Source organism: Nonlabens xiamenensis (genome assembly GCF_003865345.1).
GTDB lineage: Bacteria > Bacteroidota > Bacteroidia > Flavobacteriales > Flavobacteriaceae > Nonlabens > Nonlabens xiamenensis.
In genome coordinates this window covers 157,827-180,090 of the sequence record NZ_RMVE01000005.1, presented here as the reverse complement: position 1 = coordinate 180,090, position 22,264 = coordinate 157,827, and the positions used below count along the sequence as shown (strand labels likewise).

The following is a 22,264-nucleotide window of genomic DNA, read 5'->3' as shown; positions in this document are numbered from 1 at the left end:
CATTCTTTTCCTTAATTGCTCAAGCGTTGGATGATATCCTGAGGATCAAGTTTTTCCTCTTCACCAGTAGCCATATGTTTCAAGGTTAATTTTCCAGCGTTAATCTCGTTTTCTCCCGCAATAATCACATAAGGAATCTCATTGCGGTCGGCATAAGTCATTTGCTTTTTCATTTTGGCTGCATCTGGGTAAAGCTCGGATTTGATGCCGCTTTCGCGAAAGCGAGACACCCATCCTGCACAATAGGCTGCTTCATTAGCGCCAAAATTAACAAACAAGGCCTCTACCCCTGCTCTTACTGACGGAGGGAAAAGATTTAACTGTTCCAGCACTAAATAAATACGATCCAAACCAAAACTGATACCTACACCACTCATATCCTTCATACCAAAAATACCAGTCAGGTCATCATAACGACCTCCACCACCGATGCTTCCCATGGAAATACCTTCTGGAGCTGCTACCTCAAAGATGCAACCCGTGTAATAATTTAATCCTCTGGCCAACGTAATATCTAGATCCAATTGAGCGGTCTTCAGTGGTATGCGTTGAATAAAATCGTTGATGAATTCCAATTCTTCGATTCCTCTCATCCCCACGGCAGAATCGTTCAATAGAGATTTGATACTCTTCATTTTTTCCGCGTATCCTCCGCTGAGTGTGAATACAGGATCTAATTTTTCAATAGCTTCCCCCGCAATACCTTTATCCAACATTTCCTGTTGGACTTTTTCCTTGCCGATTTTATCAAGTTTATCCAGAGCGACCGTAAAATCAATCAGTTTATCTTCAGCCCCAATCACCTCAGCGATTCCCGCCAAAATTTTACGGTTGTTAATCTTGATCGTACAACCGTCTAACTGCAGACTGGTAAAAACCGCGTCATAAAGTTGGATGAGTTCGACTTCCTGCAACAATGAGTTGCTTCCCACAACATCGGCATCGCATTGTGTAAACTCCCTGAACCTACCTTTTTGTGGACGATCAGCCCTCCAAACATTTTGAATTTGGTATCGCTTAAAAGGAAAGGCAATATCATTCTGGTGCTGCACCACATAACGGGCAAATGGTACAGTTAGGTCATACCGTAAGGCTTTTTCTGAAATCTTTGGTGTCAGCGCAGCTTCATTGCCTTGAGTCAGGTCTTCCTCCCTGGTCTTCTTTAAGTAATCTCCACTGTTCAGTATTTTAAAGATCAGTCGGTCACCTTCTTCACCATATTTACCCATCAATGTGTCAGAATTCTCAAAACTGGGGGTTTCAATGGGCATGAAGCCGTAGTTTTCAAAATGCGTTTGAATAATGGACATGATATATCGACGTCGTTGTACTTCCAACGGACTAAAGTCTCTGGTACCTTTGGGAATGGAGGGTTTCTGGGCCATAAAGCTGTATTAAGGCTGCAAATATACAGTCTCTAAAAAGTATGGGGCATAAAATCCGCTCATTTAAGCCAGAATTAAGATCCAGATCCTGTAACTTTTCACCTGCTAATAAGTCTTATGGGTATGCTGGGATTATTTCGCCAAAACATCAATATTGCGCAACAAAGTATCAAGGGACAACTACTGCGCACCATCCTTACTGTGATCATTATAGCCATAGGAATCACGGCCTTAGTCGGAATCCTTAGTTCGGTCAATGCACTCTCCTCCACCTTAGGAAATGGTTTTTCAGGTATAGGAACCAATACATTTTATATCCAACGCTATGCCTTTAATTTTCAGAGTCGAGGTAGCGGAGAACGTCCTAAGGCCCACCCTATCATTACTTACCGTCAAGTTCAGGAATTTAAAGAAGCTTTTGATGCTCCAGCCAGTCAGGTAGGAGTTTCTTTTCAGGCGACGAGTAGTCAGGAGGTCAAAAGTGGTGACCGTAAAACCAAACCTAAAGTGATCATCGCTGGTGTTGATGAAAATTATGCCGAGAACGCTGGATTAAAACTTGGTAGCGGTCGTATGTTTTCTGCCCTGGATATTAAAAATAATTCCCAAGTATGCGTCATCGGTAGCGATATGAAAGAGGATCTTTTTCCTGGTATGAATGCCTTGGGACAAACCTTGAATATCCGAGGAAATAAATTTGATGTGATAGGTGTGCTAAAGGAAAAGGGTTCCACCTTTGGCAACAATGTTGATCTCCGGGTATTGATACCTATAGGAATGGCTCGACGCATTTACACCCAACCCGGTATCAATTATGATTTGAGTGTAAAAGTTTTTGATGAAAATTTCATGGCCAATGCCAAAGATGAAGCCATGCTGTTGATGCGTAATATCAGAGGCCTCAAACCGGTTGAAAAAGATAATTTTGGCATTGTTCAAAGCGATCAATTGATGGCTCAATTCCTGGCCGCCAAAGGCGCCTTAAATGTAGCCGCCTTTGTCATTAGCATCATCACTATTTTTGGTTCTTCGATCGCATTGATGAATATTATGTTGGTCTCTGTGACAGAACGTACCAGGGAAATAGGTGTAAGAAAAGCACTAGGCGCTAAACGAAGTACTATTTCCTGGCAATTCTTTATCGAGACATTCCTTATCAGTCAATACGGCTGTTTTGTAGGCATACTATTCGGGATGCTGATTGGATGGATTGTTTCCAGGATTTTTGAAATTGGATTTGAAATCCCCTGGTATGCGATTAGCTGGGCAATGATCATATCAATTCTAATAACCCTGGTTTCAGGTGTACTTCCCGCCATCAAAGCTGCCAAACTGGATCCGATCGAAGCCTTGCGCTATGAGTGATATTCTGATCCATACGTATGATTCTCCGCTAGGAGTCTTGCTGCTGGGTGTTTATAAGGAGCGTTTGTGTATGGCCGATTGGAAATATAGGAAACAACGGGAGGCTCAGGATCGCAGTCTTCAGCAACTTCTCCATAGCAAATACATAGAGCAGATTCATCCATTACATCAAGAAGCAATTCATCAATTCGAAGCTTATTTTCAAGGTCGCCTGACCGAATTCAACCTGCCATTGCATTTGGTCGGGACTGAGTTTCAGCAACAAGTTTGGCGGGCGCTACAGCAGGTACAATATGGAACTTGGTGTAGTTATGCTGCGCTTTCGCGAAAGCTACATAACGAAAAAGCGATCAGGGCGGTAGCAGCTGCCAATGGAGCCAACCGACTTTCCATTATCATTCCCTGTCACAGGATTTTGGGATCCAACGGAGCACTTACCGGTTATGCCGGCGGATTACGTGCCAAGGAAAAATTACTCCGCCTGGAAAAGATCTCATTGAATCACGGCCAGCAATGCTTGTTTTAACAAAGCGAGTGCCAGGATCTATATTTTATCTTTGATGTTTAAACAATCATATCCGACATGAGTGGATGGTTATCACATTTCCCAGATAACGCTCAACTTCAATAGGCAATGGGAATTAGATTTTTAGTTTGCAAGCTCAATTGTTCGCTCAAGCATGCCGGTATGTCTTATAGATATGCGACGCATCTGTATAAAGGCCCCAACATTTAATTTATCCAGAGATGTAATCTTAAAAATTCTGGTAACAGCCGATCGGACTTCCATCTGGTAAGTCTGGTAGTTCAATTGGCTGAAAAGCTTCCGGATTTTTTTCATAGAAAGTCAACTGTTTGACCAAAGCCTTGTCAAAAACGTCTTTAGATCCAGACTTTCTTTTTTTAAGTTCTTCCAGCTCTTGCATGGCGGTGGCTTTGACCTGGATGGTGTTCTTGTCGCTTCTGGAAACCTGAATCAAATGATGCAAAGTGATGTCCTGAATTTGTTCGTGTATCAAAGCACCGTAAGCATCCTTAGGCTTATTTTCAAATACCTTCCTTGAAAGTTGATCGAGTACGATCTCTAGTTTTATAAAATCTCTTTGACTTTCATATACTCCGATTTGCGCCAGACGATTCAGTCGTTGCGGATGTAATAGCAATTTCAACGTCATATCAGCACTGGTGGCAGCCGCATTGATGGGGTCAAATGCCACACCTGTTCGCGATTTAAAACTTTCCCTGCTGCGAGGGTAGCCATAAGCCCTAGGAGGGAACATATCAACCACATGCTTAGGCATCCGCAAGACCTTTGGATCAAGGGTTTCTAAAATCGCTTGTAAGGCTTTTTGCTGTTCTGTTTTGTCGAGATAAGTAAAAGCGGGCTCCCCTTTATCGGCGTAAGAATATCGCAGTCCTCCTATCCATTTCACGGCAGCTTCCGTTTGATACCGGTGCGCATAGTACAGGGGAACAAAAATATCCTCTAGTTCGCTCAATGGCTTTCCATTGGGAATTTGGTGCAAGGAAAAATTTTCCATGGCCAATTTTCTTACTTCGAGCATATGCTGGAGTTCTTCTACTGGATTGACAGAATTGTCCCATAAATGAGCAGTAGCATGCGCTCCTCCGGCAGAACGGGCATCTGCGTCGGTAATAAAATCCAGACCTTTTTCTTCGGCCTTTTTGAGGACTGCTTTCAGATAGTCAGATTCTTCTATTCCTGCGGGAGGAATTCCGTACGCGTATTGGACCGCCAGCTTGTCCCATGCTCCTATTCCTATGTCGTAGGCATCATCCAACAGCACTTGGCGTTGCTCAATCTTATATTTTGGGTGCGGATAATCCATCACGCTTGCACGACCATTGGCGCTTGCAGCAAAATTGTGGGCAAAGCCCAAAGTATGACCAACTTCATGAGCACTTAATTGCCTGATTCTGGCAAGCGCCATATCTAATATTTCTTTAGGAGCGTTTTCACCCTCAGCAAATGGATCTTTGACCAAGCCCTGAGCGATGATATAATCTTGGCGAATTCTTAAACTTCCTAAACTAACATGGCCTTTTAAGATTTCTCCAGTTCTGGGATCCGTGATGCTACCGCCATAACTCCAACCCCTGGTACTGCGATGAACCCATTGTATCAGATTGTAACGTAAATCCATAGGATCAGCGTCATCAGGTAGGATTTTTACTTGAAATGCATCAATAAAACCGGCGGACTCAAAAGCCTGGTTCCACCAGCTGGCTCCTTCCAACAGAGCAGATCGTACTGGCTCAGGTGTTCCGGGATCCAAGTAATAAATAATTGGCTCTACAGGTTCGCTCATAGGTCGCTCAGGATGTTTCTTGACCAATCTGTGCCTAGTGATAAAACGTTTCTGAATTGGTGTACCCAAGTCAGCGCTATAATCATAATAGCTGGTATAAAACGATCCGCTACGTGGATCAAAAGTTCTGGGTTGATAACCTGACTCGGGAAGCTTGACAAAACTGTGGTGCTGAATCACACTGACGCTTCCTGCGTCTGGTGCAACGCTGCGAATTTCACCTCCTGTCGGTGTACCTTTAAATGTCAGCAAGGCTTCAAATTCCGTGTTTTTAGGAAAGCTCTTGGTACGTTCCATCCACAAGGCACTTCGACTCTTTTCTAATTTATAAACGCCTTGTTTTTTGTCTTTCAACCTCTTTGCTATTTGATGTGTATCTTCCAGTAAAAACGGAGTTAAATCTATAGTGTAAACGTCTTTGTTGGAGGATTTTATTTCAAAACCATACAGGACAGATCTCGCAAAAGCTTGCTCTACTGATTTTTTTTCGCTGAGGTTGTTAGAATTGGCTCTATACTTCTGGTTAGGCTGAACCAGTAAAAGTTTATTTCCAGCTCTGACCCAACGTACCACTACACCATCACCCAACTGACCACGGTCTAGGCCGATATCATTAGATCCCAAGCCAGTCGTCAAAGAATGCACATACAAAAAGTCAGACTCCAAATCCTTGACTTCCAACAAAATCTTTCCCTCATCGGTCTGATAGGTAAAATCAAAAAAACCTTCAAATTTTTGCTGAATGGTTATCGAATCGGTCGGTCTTATAACTATAGGTGCAGCATAGGATAATGAATTAATTCCAGTAAGGCCCATCAATATCAAAGCGGAAAATATATGTTGTAGAATCATTTGTTCTGTTTGATGCCTAAATATACTTGATATTCTTTACTCAGTTGTAGTGCCTGCCACGCAACCTTATGGTCAGTAAAACATCTATGTGATAAACACCATCATGAAAAAACTTTTAGCACTTATTCTTTTAGGAATTACACTTTTAGCCTGTCAGTCAGACGATGATGCTGCTTCATCCAATGAAGGCATAGAAGGCATGTGGGAATTGACTGCGATTTACGTTGATCCTGGGAATGGAAGCGGGAATTTTGAGCCCGCCAGTGGTAAAACCCTTCAATTCACCTCCCAAAACCTTGTCAATTGCAACCAGGGCTTCTGTTTTGGTAGTATCACCCAGGCTACCACTACAGGAACATATAACACCGCTGCGACGAGTATAGAAATCAATAATTGCCAAGCTAACTATACCTTGGACGGTGATGTGCTGGAACTCTCATACTTTTGTATTGAGCCCTGTGTAGAAAGGTACAATAGGGTCAATTAAATTTGAAACATAATATAAAATCCGCTGGCAGATATACCGCCAGCGGATTTTTTTAGTGATCAATGCTCTGTTATTATTGAAATAAAGGTGTTTCAATCCAACCTTCTAGCAGACGTTCAGACATCCGGTTGCGCTGTCCAAACAATTGGGGTGTCTGGGTCACATTGGGGCGATTGGAGTTTCTGATCAGACTATTGATGCGTTGTGACACGTTGGATTGCAAAGCCTGGATAAACGCATGATAATCCGTATCCGGATTGGATTGGGTAATGGTTTCCATGATAGCCTTGGTAAATAATCCTTGCCTAATACTTCCTGATTCCCATGAGAGTTCATTGAAATGACAGGCCGATATCAAGGTAGACTTACAACTCGCCACCAAAGTTTTGTTGGGATCCGGATCCAGATCGATCACCCCTTCGCTTTGGCTTACATTGGCCACATTATTTTGTAAATCGCTGTGGTCGGTAGCGCAAATACCAAAGGGTATCAAGGTTTGTAGGAATTCTACAATCTCATCCAATAATCCTCTAGTGAATCTTGGCGTACGACATTTTAAATCGGCATCCGAACTGTGCATACCGCCTGAATGACACGCGTCAGTGATGACAGTAAAATTGACAGCGTCGGGATACAGATCATCCGCTATATCAGTCAGGTCTCTATCGGTGAGATATCCACCAGAGGCAGGAATGAGGCATTCGTAATAACTGTCACAGTCTGCTCGACTCAAGTCTGTACGAACCCTAGCTCCATGACCAGAGAAGTAAAAACAGATGGTATCCCCTGCTTCTGATACCCGAATCAGATGTCTCAAGGTATCCAGAATATTATTCCTGGAAGCATTAAGATCAGCCAGGTGATATTGCTCAGTAAAGCCAAAACTGTCTCTTAATAGTCGTTTCATTTTTCTTGCGTCGCTGGCGCACCAGGAAAGGTTCGCGCTGCCGTTGGGTTGAAAGACGCTGTAATTGTTGATTCCAACGGTCAATGATCTTTTAGTTGCCATAATAACTGGTTTTAAGTTGGTATTGATGTATTGTGTCCTTCCAGGAAGATTTGCTCCATACGTCCTTGTTGACCTCTCAGGCTGGGCGTTTGATCTGGATAGCTTGCGTTGTCAAGCACTCCTTCGGCAGTGAGTAGCTGATCTACCCGTTGTACGAGTTCCTGGATCAATGAGTCATAGGTGAGCTGACTCACATCACCCCTGGTTGCATCTATAAATGCCTGAGTCAATGCTCCGTGTCTCTTACTCCTTAATTCAAAAGCGACCTCATGGTATTTACAAGCCGAGATCAAGGTTGCCTGAGCAGCTGCTACCAAGGTTTTGTTCGGGTCTTCATCCAGATCCACCAATACATCTCCCTCAATCACCGGATCGCTTACATTAGGGAAAAGTTCGTCAGATCCATCTGGTAAACAAATACCAAAGGGCCAAACCTCCCTGATGTGTTGAAGTAGATCTGCTACTTCCCTGGTGAAAGGAACCGAGCGCTGAATGGCTTGATCCGTGGATACATTGGGATGCATTCCGCCGGAATGGCAGGAATCGATGAAACAGGTAAAGTTGATTGCATTGGCATCAAAACCAGCGCTGAGTGCAGCTTGATGCAAGCGATAATCATAAATCCAATCTCCATCATACGGAATTATGGATTGAAAAAATCGAGTTTCAGCCGGATCCGTAGAAGCAGGTAAAAGTCCGCCGTGTCCTGAATAAGATAGGAATACTGTGTCTCCCACATCGGCATTGTGAAACACCTGTGTAATGGCACTCAGGATATTTCTTCTGGAGGCCATGTTGTCTTTGAGCAGGATAATATTTTCCCTAGGGAAACCGAATTTTGTGGTGAGTACTGTAAATATTGCGTCGGCATCTGCCCCACAGTATTGTAAGTTGGGCCATGTAAGTCCCGCATTGCGCGGATGGCTTGATTGTATAGAGTAGTCATCGATTCCGATGACAATTGCATGCTTTGCCATGTCTGTAATTTTTAAGTTAAACTAATTGCATTGAGCGTCTCCTTTGTTTCAATAAAGTCTGCTCGTTGAAGACTATTGTCCTTTCCAACAATGGTGGTACGATACCTGTAGGTCCCCTTGGCATCGTCAAGAATATTAAGTTCAAAAGTCAAATCTGCTGGAGCCTTCCCGTCCATTTTGACCCTTTCTTTAACCACAAGATCGTTTTCTTCATCTTCGTATTCAATGTCTATAAATACATTTCGCACCTCATCTGGTCCAAATAATGGAATAAAATCGATGTTAATGGTTTTAAACAAATTTGGAATAGACACGGCACTCGCCTCAGAAGTTTGCTGCTCCATTTGTCTTTCGCTTCCGTCTTTCAACAAATAAGTCACCTGATAGGTATAACTTTTCTGTTCCATATCAGAGCTGCGAATTTTCCAATGTTTTTTCTCATTATCGCTTTCGCGAAAGAAAAAGGTCTCTTTGTTTTCCCAACCAGAACCTGTCTTATAATGCAGTTGGATCCTCGCCTCCTTAATTTCATCCCAATCCACATCTACAGCCGAAAGTTCGACCTCCAAAAAGAGTAATTTATCAAAAGGGTGTATGAGTAAAGTTCTATCTTCGGTAGACTTATTTTCAAAATCATAACTCATTTGCTCGCCGTGCCAATCTGAATCAGGATCAAAATGATATTGCACAGAATACTGATAATGGTCAACTCCTTCGGCTTTTTTCACCAACCAATCTACTTTCTCTTGCTCAGTTTGATCAAAAACAAAGTCTTTGGTTTTCCTGAAACTATCTTCTTCATTACCATACTTTAGTCCTACATGGGCAGAGTCCAAACCGATTTTTTGTCGATCAAATTTTGCTTCTACAATCACCCTGAATTCGCTAAAGAATTCGCTATCCGTATCAATATTGATGAAGTAACCATCTTCTTTAAGATCCTGGGAAAGCAAGCCTAAAAAACCTTGAGGTGCATAGGTGCGCTGAACGGCTTCAGAACGAGTGTACTTAAAAGTCATGGTTTTTTCCTCTACTTGCTTCAGCATCTTCAGTTTAAAAGAAACCAAGGCAGGTGCGGCCGCTGCTGCAGCTCCTGGATGAGGTGTATTCACCGCTCCTGCAGGAGGGCTAGGTGCTGCGGCGGCAGTTTGTGGCGGCATGGACGTGGCTGATGCGATCGCACCTGCTACGGCATTGGCCACTGCCGGTGGACTTCCTACACTACCCTCTTCTGTTTCAGACCCTGTATTTTCATCAGGCCTGGGGCGATTTGGAGCACTGGGGGTAGGTGCTGGTGAATCATCATCTTCGGCCTCGTCGGCTGCCTGCGCATCTCTAGTGGCAGCTTGAGGTGGTCTTAATCTTGCCGCCTGTGTCGCAACCGATTGTAAACTCTCTGGAGTTGCCATACCTCCCGCCAAGGTTCCTGGGGTAAGTGAGGATTTAAAAAATTCCGGGAGCATTTTTTCCTTAAAAAAGTCCAGTGCCCATTTTTCCTTTTCGGCCCGATCTTCTTCTGTAGAATAATTGATAACCTTGATCTCGATAACCTGGTCTTCCACCATTTTTTCAAAACCAGCTTCAATTCCTGCACGGACCCAATAGACTTGGGCATCCAGACCTGCACTAAAGTGATTGTAAATCTTTTTCTTACTGGCTTTGATTTCTACATCCAATGCAGGTCTCAATCCTGAATACTTAAGATTATAAAGCACACCTACAGGATTTCCGCGTTGCTTAAAAGCACCTTCCACGATTTCAGCTCCCTCTTTGCTTAATTTAAGACTGAAGGCAGCCGAGTTGTCGCCATGGAGCGATGGAACGGTTCCTCCCAAAATACGCTCTACCGCTTGAAAAGTTCCATCGCTGGAAAGTTGGGCCTCAGTACCTCCGCCTCCTTGTAGATCCAAGGCGATACACTCTACCGTCCCCTCGTCAAAAGGTACGATGGCTAATTTTGGTGTTCCTTTTGCCATGGAGGTGATTTTTGACATGATTTTACGCTCCACGTTTTTGTCTAACCTTAAATTGGTTTCCAGCATCAGGAATCCGCCTCCCTTGACTTGATCATCTGATACATTTCCATACTTGATGAAAGTGAGTTTGGCTTTATTATCCTGATCACGTCTGGCGATCTGAACTGGTGCAGGTAACGCCCAGAACTGGTCCGGATCTGCATGATCTGCAAATACAGTGACACCGTCACAAGTAAATGTTTTACTTCCTATTTCTAACATAATGTTTTGTTTTAATGATGGTTAATCGATTTCTAACTTGAGAGGATCCTCGGTGATGACCTCCCAATCTGTCATACGTTGCATACCGTTGCTGTGGCGAATACGCATTTGCATTTCTGGTCCAGCTGTTGGAGCGCCGGCAAAATCGTATTCAAAGTGACGAGGCCTGTCTTCCGCGGAAGCGAAATCGTAAGACTCTTTAAAAGACAACCCAGCTTCCGTATCCTCATACCTAAGAGATACCTCTAGCTTATTGATTTTCTTTTTGTCAAAGTCAATTCCGCTGGGATCAATCGTCAAGATTTTATGCCCTTTCATCTGCGGAGTGATAAAAACACGATCTGCAAGCGTTTGGCAATCTGGGATTTCAGTGATATCGCCAGTATTGGAGAGCAACGTGACCTTATAGCTAATGATGCGTTTTTGTGGATCCACAAACTCTTGAAGAACGACTTCTTTTGGATCTTTGCGGTCTGGCGAGAAAGAAATGCTTTTGGATTCCCTGATATCGTTTTCCAGGTCTTCATAAACTACATCAACAAAGACATTGAGCATGGTTTCCCAGTCGATCGCCGCCACAAAATTGATTTTGCGCTTGGTGGGGAAAGGATCCCTGATGGTGATGCGCTCCTCATCTGTTTCTATCCATCCGGTCTCCACATCTTGGTGATCAACAGCTCTATAATGCAGCTTATAGGAAAACTTTTTGTGGCTCGGATCCAGAATAAATAATTTCCAAATTGCACTGGCATTTTCTTTATCCAGTAAAAAGCTCTCCTCCTGATCAATCTGGTTTTGTTCGTCAACGTAGGCAGTAGTCACCTCAACATGCGAATAAGTTTCCCAGGGGAAATTCAATGCTGTGATAGCGATAGGTGCTTGCCCAAACAAGTCCCTGGGTCTGATTTCTACGTTTTCAGTAGTGCGAATAAATTCTTCCGACTTCAAGGTATGTGGGTGTTCATTCCCGTCCACACTTTTAAAATGGATCTGGTAGCTTACTTTGACCTCATCCACAAATTTCCCGTCGACGATCAAACTAGACCACTCCACTGTTTCCTTATCCTTGCCTTTTTCCAGAAGCACGTTTTTATGATCTTCTCCGTATGCTAATCTAACGTTGATGGATTCGACGTTTTCTGAATCAAAATCGGTTCTAGCGATGACATTGATCGTGCGCTTCTTGAACCAGTCACTGTCCAGTTCTACCGGAATGATGAACTGACTTAAGTCCACATCTGGTTCCTGCAAAACGCTGAATAACCCTTGCAAATGTCCCTGCGGATAAATCCCTCTAATGACTGCGCTACGCTCAGACATACTGATATCTAGCTTCTTTTTGTCAATTCTGGTAACATCTATCTTTTTATAAGAAAACAATTTAGCTTCTGAAGCGCCGTGGGTGGCAAACATCATTGCAACACGCACTGCATCGTCCACCCAATCTTCTTCATGTTCGCGTTCCGCTGGATCTAAAGACGGCTCAAAGAAATTCTCCAACACCATACTTTTGACAGCATTCACCGCCATATCCATACGACCTTCCATAGCGCTGGTATCATCTCCTGAAATGAATAGCTTATCAATCTGAAGGTCGATGATTTGTTCTTCGATGAGTTCATCTACTACAGTATCAATAGAGGATGTAAATACAGGCGTATCAATCGTGAATGATTCTTCCAGGTGCTTTTGCACCCTATTCCAGTCAGCGGTTGCTTTGACCTTATAGCCATCCCGCAATGCCATATATTCCAGAGAATAAACGATGCCGATGGGTGCCATATGTCCCTTGATAGATTCTTCCACGGCTACGACCCCGCTCTCATCCAACTGTACGGAAAAGGCCGCTTGGTTATTTCCATAGAGTGAGGGTTTAGCATAATGGGCCATATTGGTGACGAATTTGGGACCTTCACCGTCTCCACCAGAGGTAGTCACGGTTCCATCTTCCGACACATCGGTTTGTTTACCCAACATCATCAATTTGACAGATCCATCCAGTAGAGGTACTGGAGCCAACCTGGGCTTGTTATCCAATCCATCCTTGCTTTGAATGGTGGAGGCTATTTCCTCCACCTTGTCGCCATCCAGGCCCAAATGAACATCAAAATTCAGGAAACCACCGCTCCCAGCGTTTCCTCTGTATTTGATCAATTGAATCTGTGGTATGCCCACATCACTTTCCTCTTGTTTTCTGAGCGTAAGTTGTGGCTCCATGGGCATATAGTAATACTGCTCCTTGTCCTCGTGATCACGAAATATTGATACGCCATCAATAATGTGAAATGGTGGTTCTAGATATAACATGATTAACTATTTGAAGGTAAATCGATGAACAGGGTGAGTTCGTCTGTGGTTTGTGGATCAGTGGTGATCCTGCTTTTGTCTGTCATAAAGAAAGTGGCTTTCCAAGTATATTGCTTGAGGTTTTTATCCTTGATATCCACGTTCCAAACCACTTCATCAGCCTTTTGTGCGGTGAAGGTGAAGTCTTCCTTTTCCAGAATATCATTGGCCTCATCCTTGTACTCCAACTGTACGTTGGCCATTTTTACCGTACCTCCCATATCCAGTAATCCCGGATTCACTTTGATTTCAAAGACATCGTCTTTTTTGGCACCCACCAAGATGGTTGAATCTTCAGTAACTACCTCGGCGATATCCTCGTTGGTTCCATCGTGTCTTACAATATGACCTTTATAGGAAATGGTATTCACAGCGCTGTTGATCTGCGGAAATGTCCAATCAAAGAATGGAATAGCTTTAGACAACGCGATAGTTTGGGTGGTTCGGTAATCGTTGTCCTCGTCTGCATAGGTGGCATCAATAAAAATATTGGCGATATCGTTTTCCAAATCCCCAAACGATCTGAAACCTACAGTTTTGGTCTGACTAAAAGGATCGTTGATGTAGAGTCTACTGGACTCTCCTTCCTGCCAGTCTGATGTAAATTCTTTACCATCTGTCATTTTGTATACCACCTTATAACGGTAAGGTTCGGTACGTTTTTTAAAGATGATATGCTCAAATTTGTGCTGTTGTTGTTCTGCAGTCATGATGAACTGATCCGCCACTTTATCCACACCATTGGCCTCATATTCCATTAAAATCTGGGCCTGTTTGATCTGTTCAAAATCCAAATCACCCGGAAGTACCTCAACAAAGATGATCCCCATCTCATCTACATTGATTGTCAGGACAGATTCGTCTGTAGACATTACCTCCGATTGAAATGTTTGCGCAGATCCTTTGTAATTGACTTGGTAACTATAATCATAGTGGAAGTCATCGTCCTGAATAAATGTGGCAAACTCGGCTGTATCTTCTGCACTGGAGAATTGGTACTCTCCATTTACATCACTTCCCAACACATCCATAGGCTCTCCTTTGTAGGATAGCTTAACTTCAACACTATGGATAGGCATTTCGTCAAAGGGTGCATTCACCCTAACTCTGGCATTGATTTGCTTAAAAAACTTATCTTGTAGGTCAATCTCTTGCGCATAATCTTCCCATTTGATCGGCGCACCACTCTTATCCTTAAGTGTGGTAATATTGGGCATCGTACCCTGCGGGTTGATATTCACGTTGACATAGGTCTCCTCTCTATAATCGAGCTTGTAACTGGAGATGGCTCTTTTGGTGACTTCTTTTCGGACGTCTTCAATATCATGCTCTTGGTAATATTTACGGGCCTCGGCCGGATCTTCCATTTGCATCTCTTGGATCATCAAACGTTCGGTCGCTTTATCCAATGCACCCTGGGCCCAAGTACGCACCTGCTCGATCACCTTGGGATCAATATCTGCAGACCCTGGGTCTATATCGATCCTACTGGATTCTGATTTTACCATGATCTCATTCAAAGTCTCACGGTAGTCATCCTCGGCACAAACACGCTCTGAGATATCAATTTCCTGGATAAACTGGTAAAATGAGCTCGCGTTGAATCGAGCGGTCACACGTAAGGGAGGTAATTTAGCACCGTAGTAAAGTTCATACATCACACTAACAAAACCTCCCTCTCCTTGCAATGCTTGTTCAAAGAAAGTAGCGCCGTGTTCTGACAGCTCCATACTGAATGTCGCTATATTTTTACCAAACAAAGAAGGCTTACCTGCATCAATGATGCGCTCCACCAATACCGAGTTCTCATCACTGATCATCAATCTTGATGTTCCTTCGGTGTATCTGATGGTGGCAATCTTTACCTCTGGTACTGGATTGATATTTCTTTTCTGTGCTTTGGCATTGACTTCTTCTTGCAGTTTTTCCTTGATGCGCTCCATCTTGTCATCTGGAATCGTAAATTCTACGTCAAACACGGCAAATCCACCCCCTTTTTTACCATCTCCCCTATCGATGGGCATTTTGTATTTAAGGAATTTAAAAATTGGTTTACCCTCGTCGTCCAAGCGGAATCTGGGTTGCTCGGGAATGGGATAGAAAACGTTCATTTTTTTGTCATCTCCATAGACGACGACGTTTTCTATGACGCGTACGTTATTCATGTAAATCATAATTCTAGGTTTTAATTGGTTATTGATTCATTATTTTTAAGTGATTGCTGGACGATTCGCGCACCCATGCACCAATGTCTGCAGTCGCGCTTATATCTATTGGATGTGGGATACCCTTCTCTAGGCTTATTTCCATATGAGGATCACCGGAATTTGGATCATTAAGCCATCTTAGCCCTTGCTCCACCGCAGCATCAAGTAATTTAGTTTTAATACTTTCTAGAAGTTGGTGGGTTGGTTTCTCCAATTGAATATGTATTTGAAGTTGACCATCCTCAATGGCTTTTTCTATATAGGCTCGTAGAGCAGACTCCGTGTCTTCTTCCGCGACAGCGAACTGCGAAAGTTTAAATAGACCTTCCAATCGGGCTTCAACATTATATATCCACTCGATGCTGGCGACATATTGCACCGCCAATTTTTCCTGTTGTCCTTCAAATGCCGGAACGACCTGTTGTTGCTCTTCTTCGGACAATGTGAGGTTAAAAACAGCCGCATAAGGGTAATGTCCGCTGGTAGAAGAAGTGGAATAGGTTGTCTGAAAATCAGGGTAAGCACATAACCTGGCCTGAATATCTTTAAGCGGAGCAGGTTGTAGCTGTTGCGAATTTTCAATGAGTTCTTTCTCAATTAATAATTCTGTGAGTTCCTGGAGTTCTTCCTCGGTCGCCTGCCAGGTAGAACTTACCTGGAGAAAGTAGATATTTCCGGCCCCCATCAAACTCAGCATGGGATGTCCTTGACCATCTTTTTGTGGAGAAGGATGCGCTGGATAGTAGTAATAGATTTCCTTACTCATTGGTGCCAGGAAATACCTCAGACTTTTGTGTTGTAGTGTTTTCATAGTTCTGTGATTATACGGTTAGGGTCAAATGATGCTGGGTGTAGTCCAGGGGTTCGGACCAGTCAGTAGTGTTGCTTCCCTCCGGTCGCGAAAGTTGAGTATGGGCGCCTAGCCGTCGATATTGATAACCGGCCTGGTCGATACGATCCGAAAACCACTCCCATTGCTGCCGTGATTTTTCTGGAGTAAAGACAAGGGTTGTAATATGTTCCTGACTTTTTGGTTTTCCCGTGGAGACAAGTTCTAGAACAACTGGAGTTTTAGTATCCATGAAATCCAAATGAATATCCAGCTTCTGAAACCCATAAGCGGGAAAGTCGGCCAAAGTCAAGTGCCTATCTGCACTGCCATCAAGCTCGGTTGTAGCCTCTAAGCCGGTGGTGGTATTGGTTATATGCACCTGTAAATAGTATTTTTCCTGATCTTGTGGTAAGTATCCCAAACTCAGATAAGGTTCCTCCTGATCCAGACCTATGGATTCAATGATTGTTTCTTGCTGATTTGCCAGAGACAGATTTACATCCCCTAGCTCAAAAAGTGATGGAGCACAAGAAATGTTGATGGATTCGAACGGAAAATCAGTGATGTCCAGATGAACCTCTTTGCTGGTAAGACTTCTTTTGGTACCTGTAAGACGTTGACTAGTATTCTTGGTTTTTAGAATCACAAAAGGTTCCAGCTCATAGGCCAGGTCCTCGCTGGCCGAAAATTTGAGAACGGCATAAACGTGCTGATTTTTGCGCTCAAAGATTAGCGTTTCTGTAATTGCTTGTGGTCTCCAGGGCAATACCGGTGCTGCGGTTAGTTTAACTCCGATTTGAAGTACAGATTTGGGGATGCTATAGAAGGGATGATTGATTTCCAATCGCTGGAAACCAGTTGGAATAGGGTCAACAATGGTGGTGGTTACCAATTGCTCAATGCCATGAAGATTTAATTCCTTTTTAATTTCTTCCAGCATTTGAAGGCTGAGATAAAACAGGCGTCTTACCGGATGGTTGTGTCTTAAATCTATTGTTTGCTGGCCGATATCCGTCAAGTTATCTTTCCATTCTAGCAAGGCGCCAGCAGGTTGTTTTCCAAGAGGAACCGGAACGGCATAGTGAGTGAGGAGGTAATGGGTCAGAGCATCGGCCAGGACGATAGGATCTACCTCCCCCATCATTTCAGTTTGCAAAGGAAGTTCCTCCCTTTGCACAAGTCTCGTGATCTCTTGCGATTCAAAGCCTTCTGTTGATTTGCGGAGGTCTTCAAGGTGATGAATAATTTCAACAGGGTCAAATGTCCAGGTAACAGGCAATTTGGGTAATACGCCCTGAACGTCAAACGCTCCTGCCATTTTAATTAACAATACACCTTCCTTCAGCGCCCGAATCATTAATTGCGCCTGATCCATACCAATTTTCTGTCGATATCGCCAATGGTGCAAAGGCAATTTGGTCAAGTCCATTCTGGGCAATTCGCCAGAAATCTTCGTCTGTTCTAAATCAGTTTGTATACGAACACTTAGATGCCCTTTGTCAAAAGACTGCGCGATTAGCTCGGCATGAGGCCATCGATCCCTAACTGCCTGTAATTGTTGTAAAGTTGGTGATTGAGGTCCCAACTGAAATTCCAACATGGTATAAGGTTTGGGAGCGCTAAACGGAGTAATACCTCTGATGGTTTCAAGGCTGAAGCTTTTGGCCTGCATGATCCCAGGTTGATATTCCAAAAATTTGGAAATCACGATCACCTGATTCTGCTTCCCAGCTGCAGGAAAGGCCCAATACCACTCTGTTTCCAGCATATATGTTAAATCCAGGGCTATCATATGTCCTGATTTGTTGCAGGTAGTAAGTCATCCGTTATTTCCAGGCTGCCGCTGTGTGGTCTCCAGTCTGTAATGAGCTGAACCGATTTGGTACCAGTTTCTTGTATGACTGTACGGATGCGATACAAATAGCTTCCTCCTGACGACAGGTTGAGTACAAAATCCTTGATCGGCAACTGCATCGACATTTCCTTTTCTGCAAAGCCTTGGCTCAGGTCATCTGATTTGGTAAACACTACAGAGCCTAAGAGTCGCGAGCTTTCGCTTGATTTAAATTCGACTTCCATGAACTTGATGATATCCGTAGGACCAAAAGGAATAAAAGAACGTATGGGTACGGCAGTCTCAAAAACGTTGTTCACCGTGGTATCCACCATCAGGTCATAAAGCGTGTTTTTATCTGGTATGGCGGTCATTTGGTCAAAGTTCAATTGCAAATCATCGACCTCTGTCATTCCCTTGGGCAGGTCCAGATAGAAACTAGATCCAGCAGCCAGCTCCATAGGAAAATCAAGATTTGAGGTGTTTAGCTTTATAGGTTGCCCTGTATTTCTCAAGCTCGCATTGATCCCATTAAAGGAAACACTGCTCTCGATCAAATTGGTAATCTCTAATGATGGCGTCTGCTGGGTGAGTAATTCCTTAGGTGAAAATTCCAGATCCGTATCAGAAAACAGACCATCTATACCTTGAGAGCGCATGCCCAGCCATTCCAATTCTAAAACGGGATTTGTTTCATCAGTAAATGAGTTTTCACATTGAATATGAACCAGATGAGAAGCATTCGGGCGGAGTGAAAAAGGAAAATCCAAATCTTGGAAAGAAGCCGTGTGTCCACTTAGGCTGATCCTCGCAGCATCTGCACTGAGTAATTGATCGGTTGTATTGGTAATTTCAACTTTGAAACTAGCGCGGTTTACTTTCGCGAAAGCGAACATATCATCCTCTACATATCTGCAATCCAGTGCCAATGGAACAGGTTCTATGGTAAGGTTAGGGATGTGGATCTCAAGTTGGCCCTGTAGCAAGCTGGAACCAGTCGTGCTACTGGTCAGGTTTTCTAATAATAGCTGAAAATTGTCTAAATCCATTGGTGGAAGGCTATCCGTGATCTTGTCCAGATATGTGGTGGCCTCAAACCTTTCCTGAATACCGTTAGAGCCCGGGTAGGACAACAAGAGTTTGAGCTGATCGGCATTGATGCTCAAGGGGATAAAATTGATCTGATCTTGGGGTATGCCAGATTCCTCACTGAGTTTGGGCAAAGCGTCCAACAGTCTCGCGGTATTGGTTTCTGATACCGCCTCAAAACTTAAATGAGCTTTGAGATCTGATACGTTATTGCCTTCAAATCGCACTTGAAGATGAGGCGGAAAACCAGCTACTTGTTTCCTCGAAAGGCTAAAGAAATCAGGTAGGTAGAAAAAACTTTTGGGATTGATCTGTTCTTGCAGGTAGGGATAAGATTTACCATCTTTTGCCCAGTGAAGCCTGAAGGGTTGAAAACCATTAGGAAGACTGTCCACATTTCTGGTCTTACCGTAAATGTACGTGTGCAGATTGTCTGGAAAGTGAAAATCAAGATGCTGTGAAAAGACCTTGGATTGAATCGTATAGGTTTTTTGAGGCTGGGCCTGTTCAGTCAGTTGGCTTGCTCTCAACGCTGTAAGTTCAGATTTGAAAATTTTCTTGGATTTCAGGTCTCTGAGTTCGACCTGACAATGAGTTACCGGCTGTTTTGCATTGACAGCAAAGTGTAGTCTGGCCAGTTGCCTGGAACTTGTAATCGTTTGCTTTTTAAGGACTTTCTTTCCATCCGTAATCACCAATTTCAAGTTGGGCTTTTGTCTACCGGCTATCATTAAGCGACCAGGTCTGAACATGAATTCCGGGTACTCTTTCCAATTGGTCAATCCGATGTGGTACCTGAGGAATTTACCTTTGGCGTTTTGGATAGTATCTCGCTTGAGAAAACGCACTTCGGGTTGCAGGGCTGGCTTTTTAAGCGGTGACGGCTGCTCAATGGGTTGGGGAATTCCGATCTTAAAGCTGCGGTCGATATGAAGCTTACATTGGTAGCTCCCATCAGAAATAGCAGCATAAAGCTGATTGAATTCGTTGAGTGTACTGACGGATGCTTGGGCTTCATAACCAATGGCAGTCTTGGTACCTTGGGTAAAATGAATTTGCTTCTGGACCCCAGAAGCATTGAAAGATAAATACATTTTCATCCCATGCTGCATAGGTTTTGCTTTACCCGTTTTGCCCTGTAGAGAATCAGGAACCTTAGCGTGCAGTACCAGATGAAGGCGACCACCATCACCGGTTGGATTTTCTTGTAGAGAAATTTTAAATTGGCTTTTGCCCTGGACGGGCTCGGTGCCGATTTCGTAAGCTGGAAGATACTCCTGTTGGTGGGGTTGATTGATTTTATACAACACATCTTCGGTAGCTTTCCCATGGGTGAGATAAGGCACCTTGAGGGAGCTAGCAAGCACTGGTTTGCCTTTGAAAAGATGCAGCTTGTTAAGCATCGGCATCATGTCGGCTTTAATCAGTGGCTGCTGAAACTTGAGCGTGCTGGCTTGTAGGACGACTGGTTTGGTCTCTGCAACATGCATTTTGATAGGCTGGTGTAGCTTGATCAATGCAGGATTGAATTTGATCGGGTCGGGCATATATACTCCTTTAAAGTTTTGACATTCTGATTTTTCAGAACAAATAAGCAAACCCACATGGGTTGGCCACTTTCAACTCTAGGGGAAGGAGTTTTATGAAGACAAATACAATCAGACTGAAACGAATCAATCCAGACCTCGGCTTTTGCTACCACAGCTCACACGTAGCGTAAACAACGTGAAATACCTAGCAACGCAATACAATAAAAATGATTTAGGAGAAGAGATAGATCATCACTCATCTATCTCAATTTAAGGGAAGGAATTGCAATCAATTATTAAAACTAATCACATGTCAAATATAGAATTTTTTAAACATTCCAACTATTAATTTTAATCATCGACTATTTAAATTTTAAAAATACTACTGTAATTCGCTTGTTTCAATGTGTTAAAATTAATTTAGTGAAGAATTACACGCGATAAATAGATATCTTTCTAGGAACGGAAATTAGAAAATAGCGTAGAAACCGCTCCATGAAAAACACTTAGACCTGGATGATTTAGGGAATAATATATAATTAATAAAATAATGATTCCAGCATTTATTTACACTTACTTGTCTTTTCTGAACACTGAGGTATCTTCAAAAACCCGATCCAATATTCTGATGTCCGTCTGATGCAGGGTCAGACCTCTTCTTTGCATGACCACATCGGCCACTTCATAAGCCTTTTGCGTTTTATAAGTCATGTTGCCCTGGGGACCTCCCCAATTGAAGGAAGGGATAAAATTGCGCGGGTAGCCGGCACCGTATATATTGGCACTCACGCCGACCACGGTTCCTGTATTGAACATTGTATTGATCCCACATTTAGAATGATCGCCCATCATGAGTCCACAGAATTGTAAGCCTGTCTTGGCGAAACGGCCGGTTTCATAATTCCAGAGTTTGACTTCGGCGTAGTTGTTTTTAAGGTTACTCGTATTGGAATCGGCACCTATATTACACCATTCGCCCAAGACCGAATTTCCCAGAAATCCTTCATGTCCCTTATTGGAATATCCGAAGATGACCGAATTATTGACTTCGCCGCCTATTTTGGAGTGTGGACCTACCGTTGTGGGGCCGTAGACCTTTGTTCCTAGTTTGGTGGCAGAGTGATCGCACAAGGCAAAGCCACCGCGGATGATCGAGCCTTCCATGACTTCAGCATTTTTACCAATATAAATTGGGCCTGTACTGGCATTTAAGGTCGCAAATTGGATACGCGCTCCTTCTTCAATAAATATATTTTCGGGTGAGAGGTATTGCACACCTTCAGGGATAGGAGCACTTTTCCTCCCCTGAGTAATTTGATCAAAATCCGCCTGAAGCGCCTTGCCATTTTTGGAAAAAATATCCCAGGTATGGTCTATGGCTTCTACTTCATCCATCAACAAAACCTGCTCGAGTTCGATGGTCGGCGTATGAACGTTGGCCGATCTATAGGCAATCAGCCGGTCGGCTGCCATCAGTTTTTGTTCTGGTTTCAATGCCTTGATCGCCTTTACAATGGCTTCCGTAGGAAATACGGTCGCTGCCACCACGCTATTGTCTTCGGTTTCCACCAGCGGATACTTCTCCTGCAGGTAATCCTCAGTCAGAAAACTGGGTTGAGTATCCAGTGCCTTTCCCCATTTTTCGGTAAAGGTGCGTATCCCGCATCTGATTTCGGCGGCTGGTCGGGTATAGGTAAATGGTAAAAGTCGTTGATGAGATTGGAAATCGGCTAGGATAAGATTCATATCGGCATTTTGAATCACAAAGGTCGTGAAAGAAAATCA

General features: G+C 43.4%; 14 protein-coding genes. 3 read left to right on the top strand and 11 right to left on the bottom strand.

What is annotated here, in order from left to right:
- Window positions 1-11: 11 nt before the first annotated feature.
- Complete coding sequence (gene hisS, locus EGM47_RS13525; RefSeq protein WP_124981365.1) at window positions 12-1,385, bottom strand: histidine--tRNA ligase; 1,374 nt, start codon at window positions 1,383-1,385, stop codon at window positions 12-14.
- A 123-nt stretch (window positions 1,386-1,508) separates the two neighbouring features.
- Here hisS and EGM47_RS13520 point away from each other — a divergent pair, with 123 nt between their 5' ends.
- Window positions 1,509-2,750: an ABC transporter permease gene (locus EGM47_RS13520; RefSeq protein WP_124981364.1), complete on the top strand. Its 1,242-nt coding sequence runs from the start codon at window positions 1,509-1,511 to the stop codon at window positions 2,748-2,750.
- Window positions 2,743-3,276 carry a methylated-DNA--[protein]-cysteine S-methyltransferase gene (locus EGM47_RS13515; RefSeq protein WP_124981363.1) on the top strand — a complete coding sequence of 178 codons (534 nt, stop codon included), beginning with the start codon at window positions 2,743-2,745 and terminating at the stop codon, window positions 3,274-3,276. Before EGM47_RS13520 ends, EGM47_RS13515 begins: the two co-directional genes overlap by 8 nt.
- A gap of 229 nt (window positions 3,277-3,505) precedes the next feature.
- Here the strand turns inward: EGM47_RS13515 and EGM47_RS13510 are convergent, their stop codons facing one another.
- The gene (locus EGM47_RS13510) at window positions 3,506-5,932 is read right to left on the bottom strand and encodes a zinc-dependent metalloprotease (RefSeq protein WP_206052178.1); all 2,427 of its coding nucleotides are present in this window, start codon (window positions 5,930-5,932) and stop codon (window positions 3,506-3,508) included.
- 103 nt (window positions 5,933-6,035) lie between these two features.
- On the opposite strand from EGM47_RS13510, the gene EGM47_RS13505 reads away from it, so the two are divergent.
- Window positions 6,036-6,419 carry a hypothetical protein gene (locus EGM47_RS13505; RefSeq protein WP_124981362.1) on the top strand — a complete coding sequence of 128 codons (384 nt, stop codon included), beginning with the start codon at window positions 6,036-6,038 and terminating at the stop codon, window positions 6,417-6,419.
- A gap of 73 nt (window positions 6,420-6,492) precedes the next feature.
- Here the strand turns inward: EGM47_RS13505 and EGM47_RS13500 are convergent, their stop codons facing one another.
- The 9 genes from EGM47_RS13500 to EGM47_RS13460 all read right to left on the bottom strand — a co-directional run bounded on the left by EGM47_RS13500 (window position 6,493) and on the right by EGM47_RS13460 (window position 22,225).
- Complete coding sequence (locus EGM47_RS13500) at window positions 6,493-7,428, bottom strand: caspase family protein (protein WP_124981361.1); 936 nt, start codon at window positions 7,426-7,428, stop codon at window positions 6,493-6,495.
- Between the two features lie 11 nt (window positions 7,429-7,439).
- The gene (locus EGM47_RS13495; RefSeq protein WP_124981360.1) at window positions 7,440-8,405 is read right to left on the bottom strand and encodes a caspase family protein; all 966 of its coding nucleotides are present in this window, start codon (window positions 8,403-8,405) and stop codon (window positions 7,440-7,442) included.
- A gap of 11 nt (window positions 8,406-8,416) precedes the next feature.
- On the bottom strand, window positions 8,417-10,642 hold the full coding sequence (locus EGM47_RS13490) for a hypothetical protein (protein WP_124981359.1): 2,226 nt from the start codon (window positions 10,640-10,642) through the stop codon (window positions 8,417-8,419).
- Window positions 10,643-10,663: 21 nt separating this feature from the next.
- The gene (locus tag EGM47_RS13485; RefSeq protein WP_124981358.1) at window positions 10,664-12,949 is read right to left on the bottom strand and encodes a hypothetical protein; all 2,286 of its coding nucleotides are present in this window, start codon (window positions 12,947-12,949) and stop codon (window positions 10,664-10,666) included.
- A 2-nt stretch (window positions 12,950-12,951) separates the two neighbouring features.
- Window positions 12,952-15,162, bottom strand: coding sequence for a hypothetical protein (locus EGM47_RS13480; protein WP_124981357.1), 2,211 nt, complete (start codon window positions 15,160-15,162; stop codon window positions 12,952-12,954).
- 19 nt (window positions 15,163-15,181) lie between these two features.
- Window positions 15,182-16,006: a hypothetical protein gene (locus tag EGM47_RS13475; protein ID WP_124981356.1), complete on the bottom strand. Its 825-nt coding sequence runs from the start codon at window positions 16,004-16,006 to the stop codon at window positions 15,182-15,184.
- Between the two features lie 10 nt (window positions 16,007-16,016).
- A complete protein-coding gene (locus tag EGM47_RS13470; protein WP_124981355.1) occupies window positions 16,017-17,819 on the bottom strand; it encodes a hypothetical protein in 1,803 nt (600 codons plus the stop codon).
- Window positions 17,816-20,497: a hypothetical protein gene (locus EGM47_RS13465; protein ID WP_124981354.1), complete on the bottom strand. Its 2,682-nt coding sequence runs from the start codon at window positions 20,495-20,497 to the stop codon at window positions 17,816-17,818. Before EGM47_RS13465 ends, EGM47_RS13470 begins: the two co-directional genes overlap by 4 nt.
- A gap of 555 nt (window positions 20,498-21,052) precedes the next feature.
- Complete coding sequence (locus tag EGM47_RS13460) at window positions 21,053-22,225, bottom strand: GlmU family protein (RefSeq protein WP_124981353.1); 1,173 nt, start codon at window positions 22,223-22,225, stop codon at window positions 21,053-21,055.
- Window positions 22,226-22,264 lie beyond the last annotated feature (39 nt).

Coding starts and splice junctions, on each gene's coding strand:
- EGM47_RS13475 (WP_124981356.1), bottom strand. CDS start 16,006: ATGAAAACACTACAACACAAAAGTCTGAGGTATTTCCTGGCACCAATG.
- EGM47_RS13480 (WP_124981357.1), bottom strand. CDS start 15,162: ATGATTTACATGAATAACGTACGCGTCATAGAAAACGTCGTCGTCTAT.
- EGM47_RS13470 (WP_124981355.1), bottom strand. CDS start 17,819: ATGATAGCCCTGGATTTAACATATATGCTGGAAACAGAGTGGTATTGG.
- EGM47_RS13465 (WP_124981354.1), bottom strand. CDS start 20,497: ATGCCCGACCCGATCAAATTCAATCCTGCATTGATCAAGCTACACCAG.
- EGM47_RS13520 (WP_124981364.1), top strand. CDS start 1,509: ATGCTGGGATTATTTCGCCAAAACATCAATATTGCGCAACAAAGTATC.
- hisS (WP_124981365.1), bottom strand. CDS start 1,385: ATGGCCCAGAAACCCTCCATTCCCAAAGGTACCAGAGACTTTAGTCCG.
- EGM47_RS13515 (WP_124981363.1), top strand. CDS start 2,743: ATGAGTGATATTCTGATCCATACGTATGATTCTCCGCTAGGAGTCTTG.
- EGM47_RS13460 (WP_124981353.1), bottom strand. CDS start 22,225: ATGAATCTTATCCTAGCCGATTTCCAATCTCATCAACGACTTTTACCA.
- EGM47_RS13495 (WP_124981360.1), bottom strand. CDS start 8,405: ATGGCAAAGCATGCAATTGTCATCGGAATCGATGACTACTCTATACAA.
- EGM47_RS13510 (WP_206052178.1), bottom strand. CDS start 5,932: ATGATTCTACAACATATATTTTCCGCTTTGATATTGATGGGCCTTACT.
- EGM47_RS13500 (WP_124981361.1), bottom strand. CDS start 7,428: ATGGCAACTAAAAGATCATTGACCGTTGGAATCAACAATTACAGCGTC.
- EGM47_RS13485 (WP_124981358.1), bottom strand. CDS start 12,949: ATGTTATATCTAGAACCACCATTTCACATTATTGATGGCGTATCAATA.
- EGM47_RS13490 (WP_124981359.1), bottom strand. CDS start 10,642: ATGTTAGAAATAGGAAGTAAAACATTTACTTGTGACGGTGTCACTGTA.
- EGM47_RS13505 (WP_124981362.1), top strand. CDS start 6,036: ATGAAAAAACTTTTAGCACTTATTCTTTTAGGAATTACACTTTTAGCC.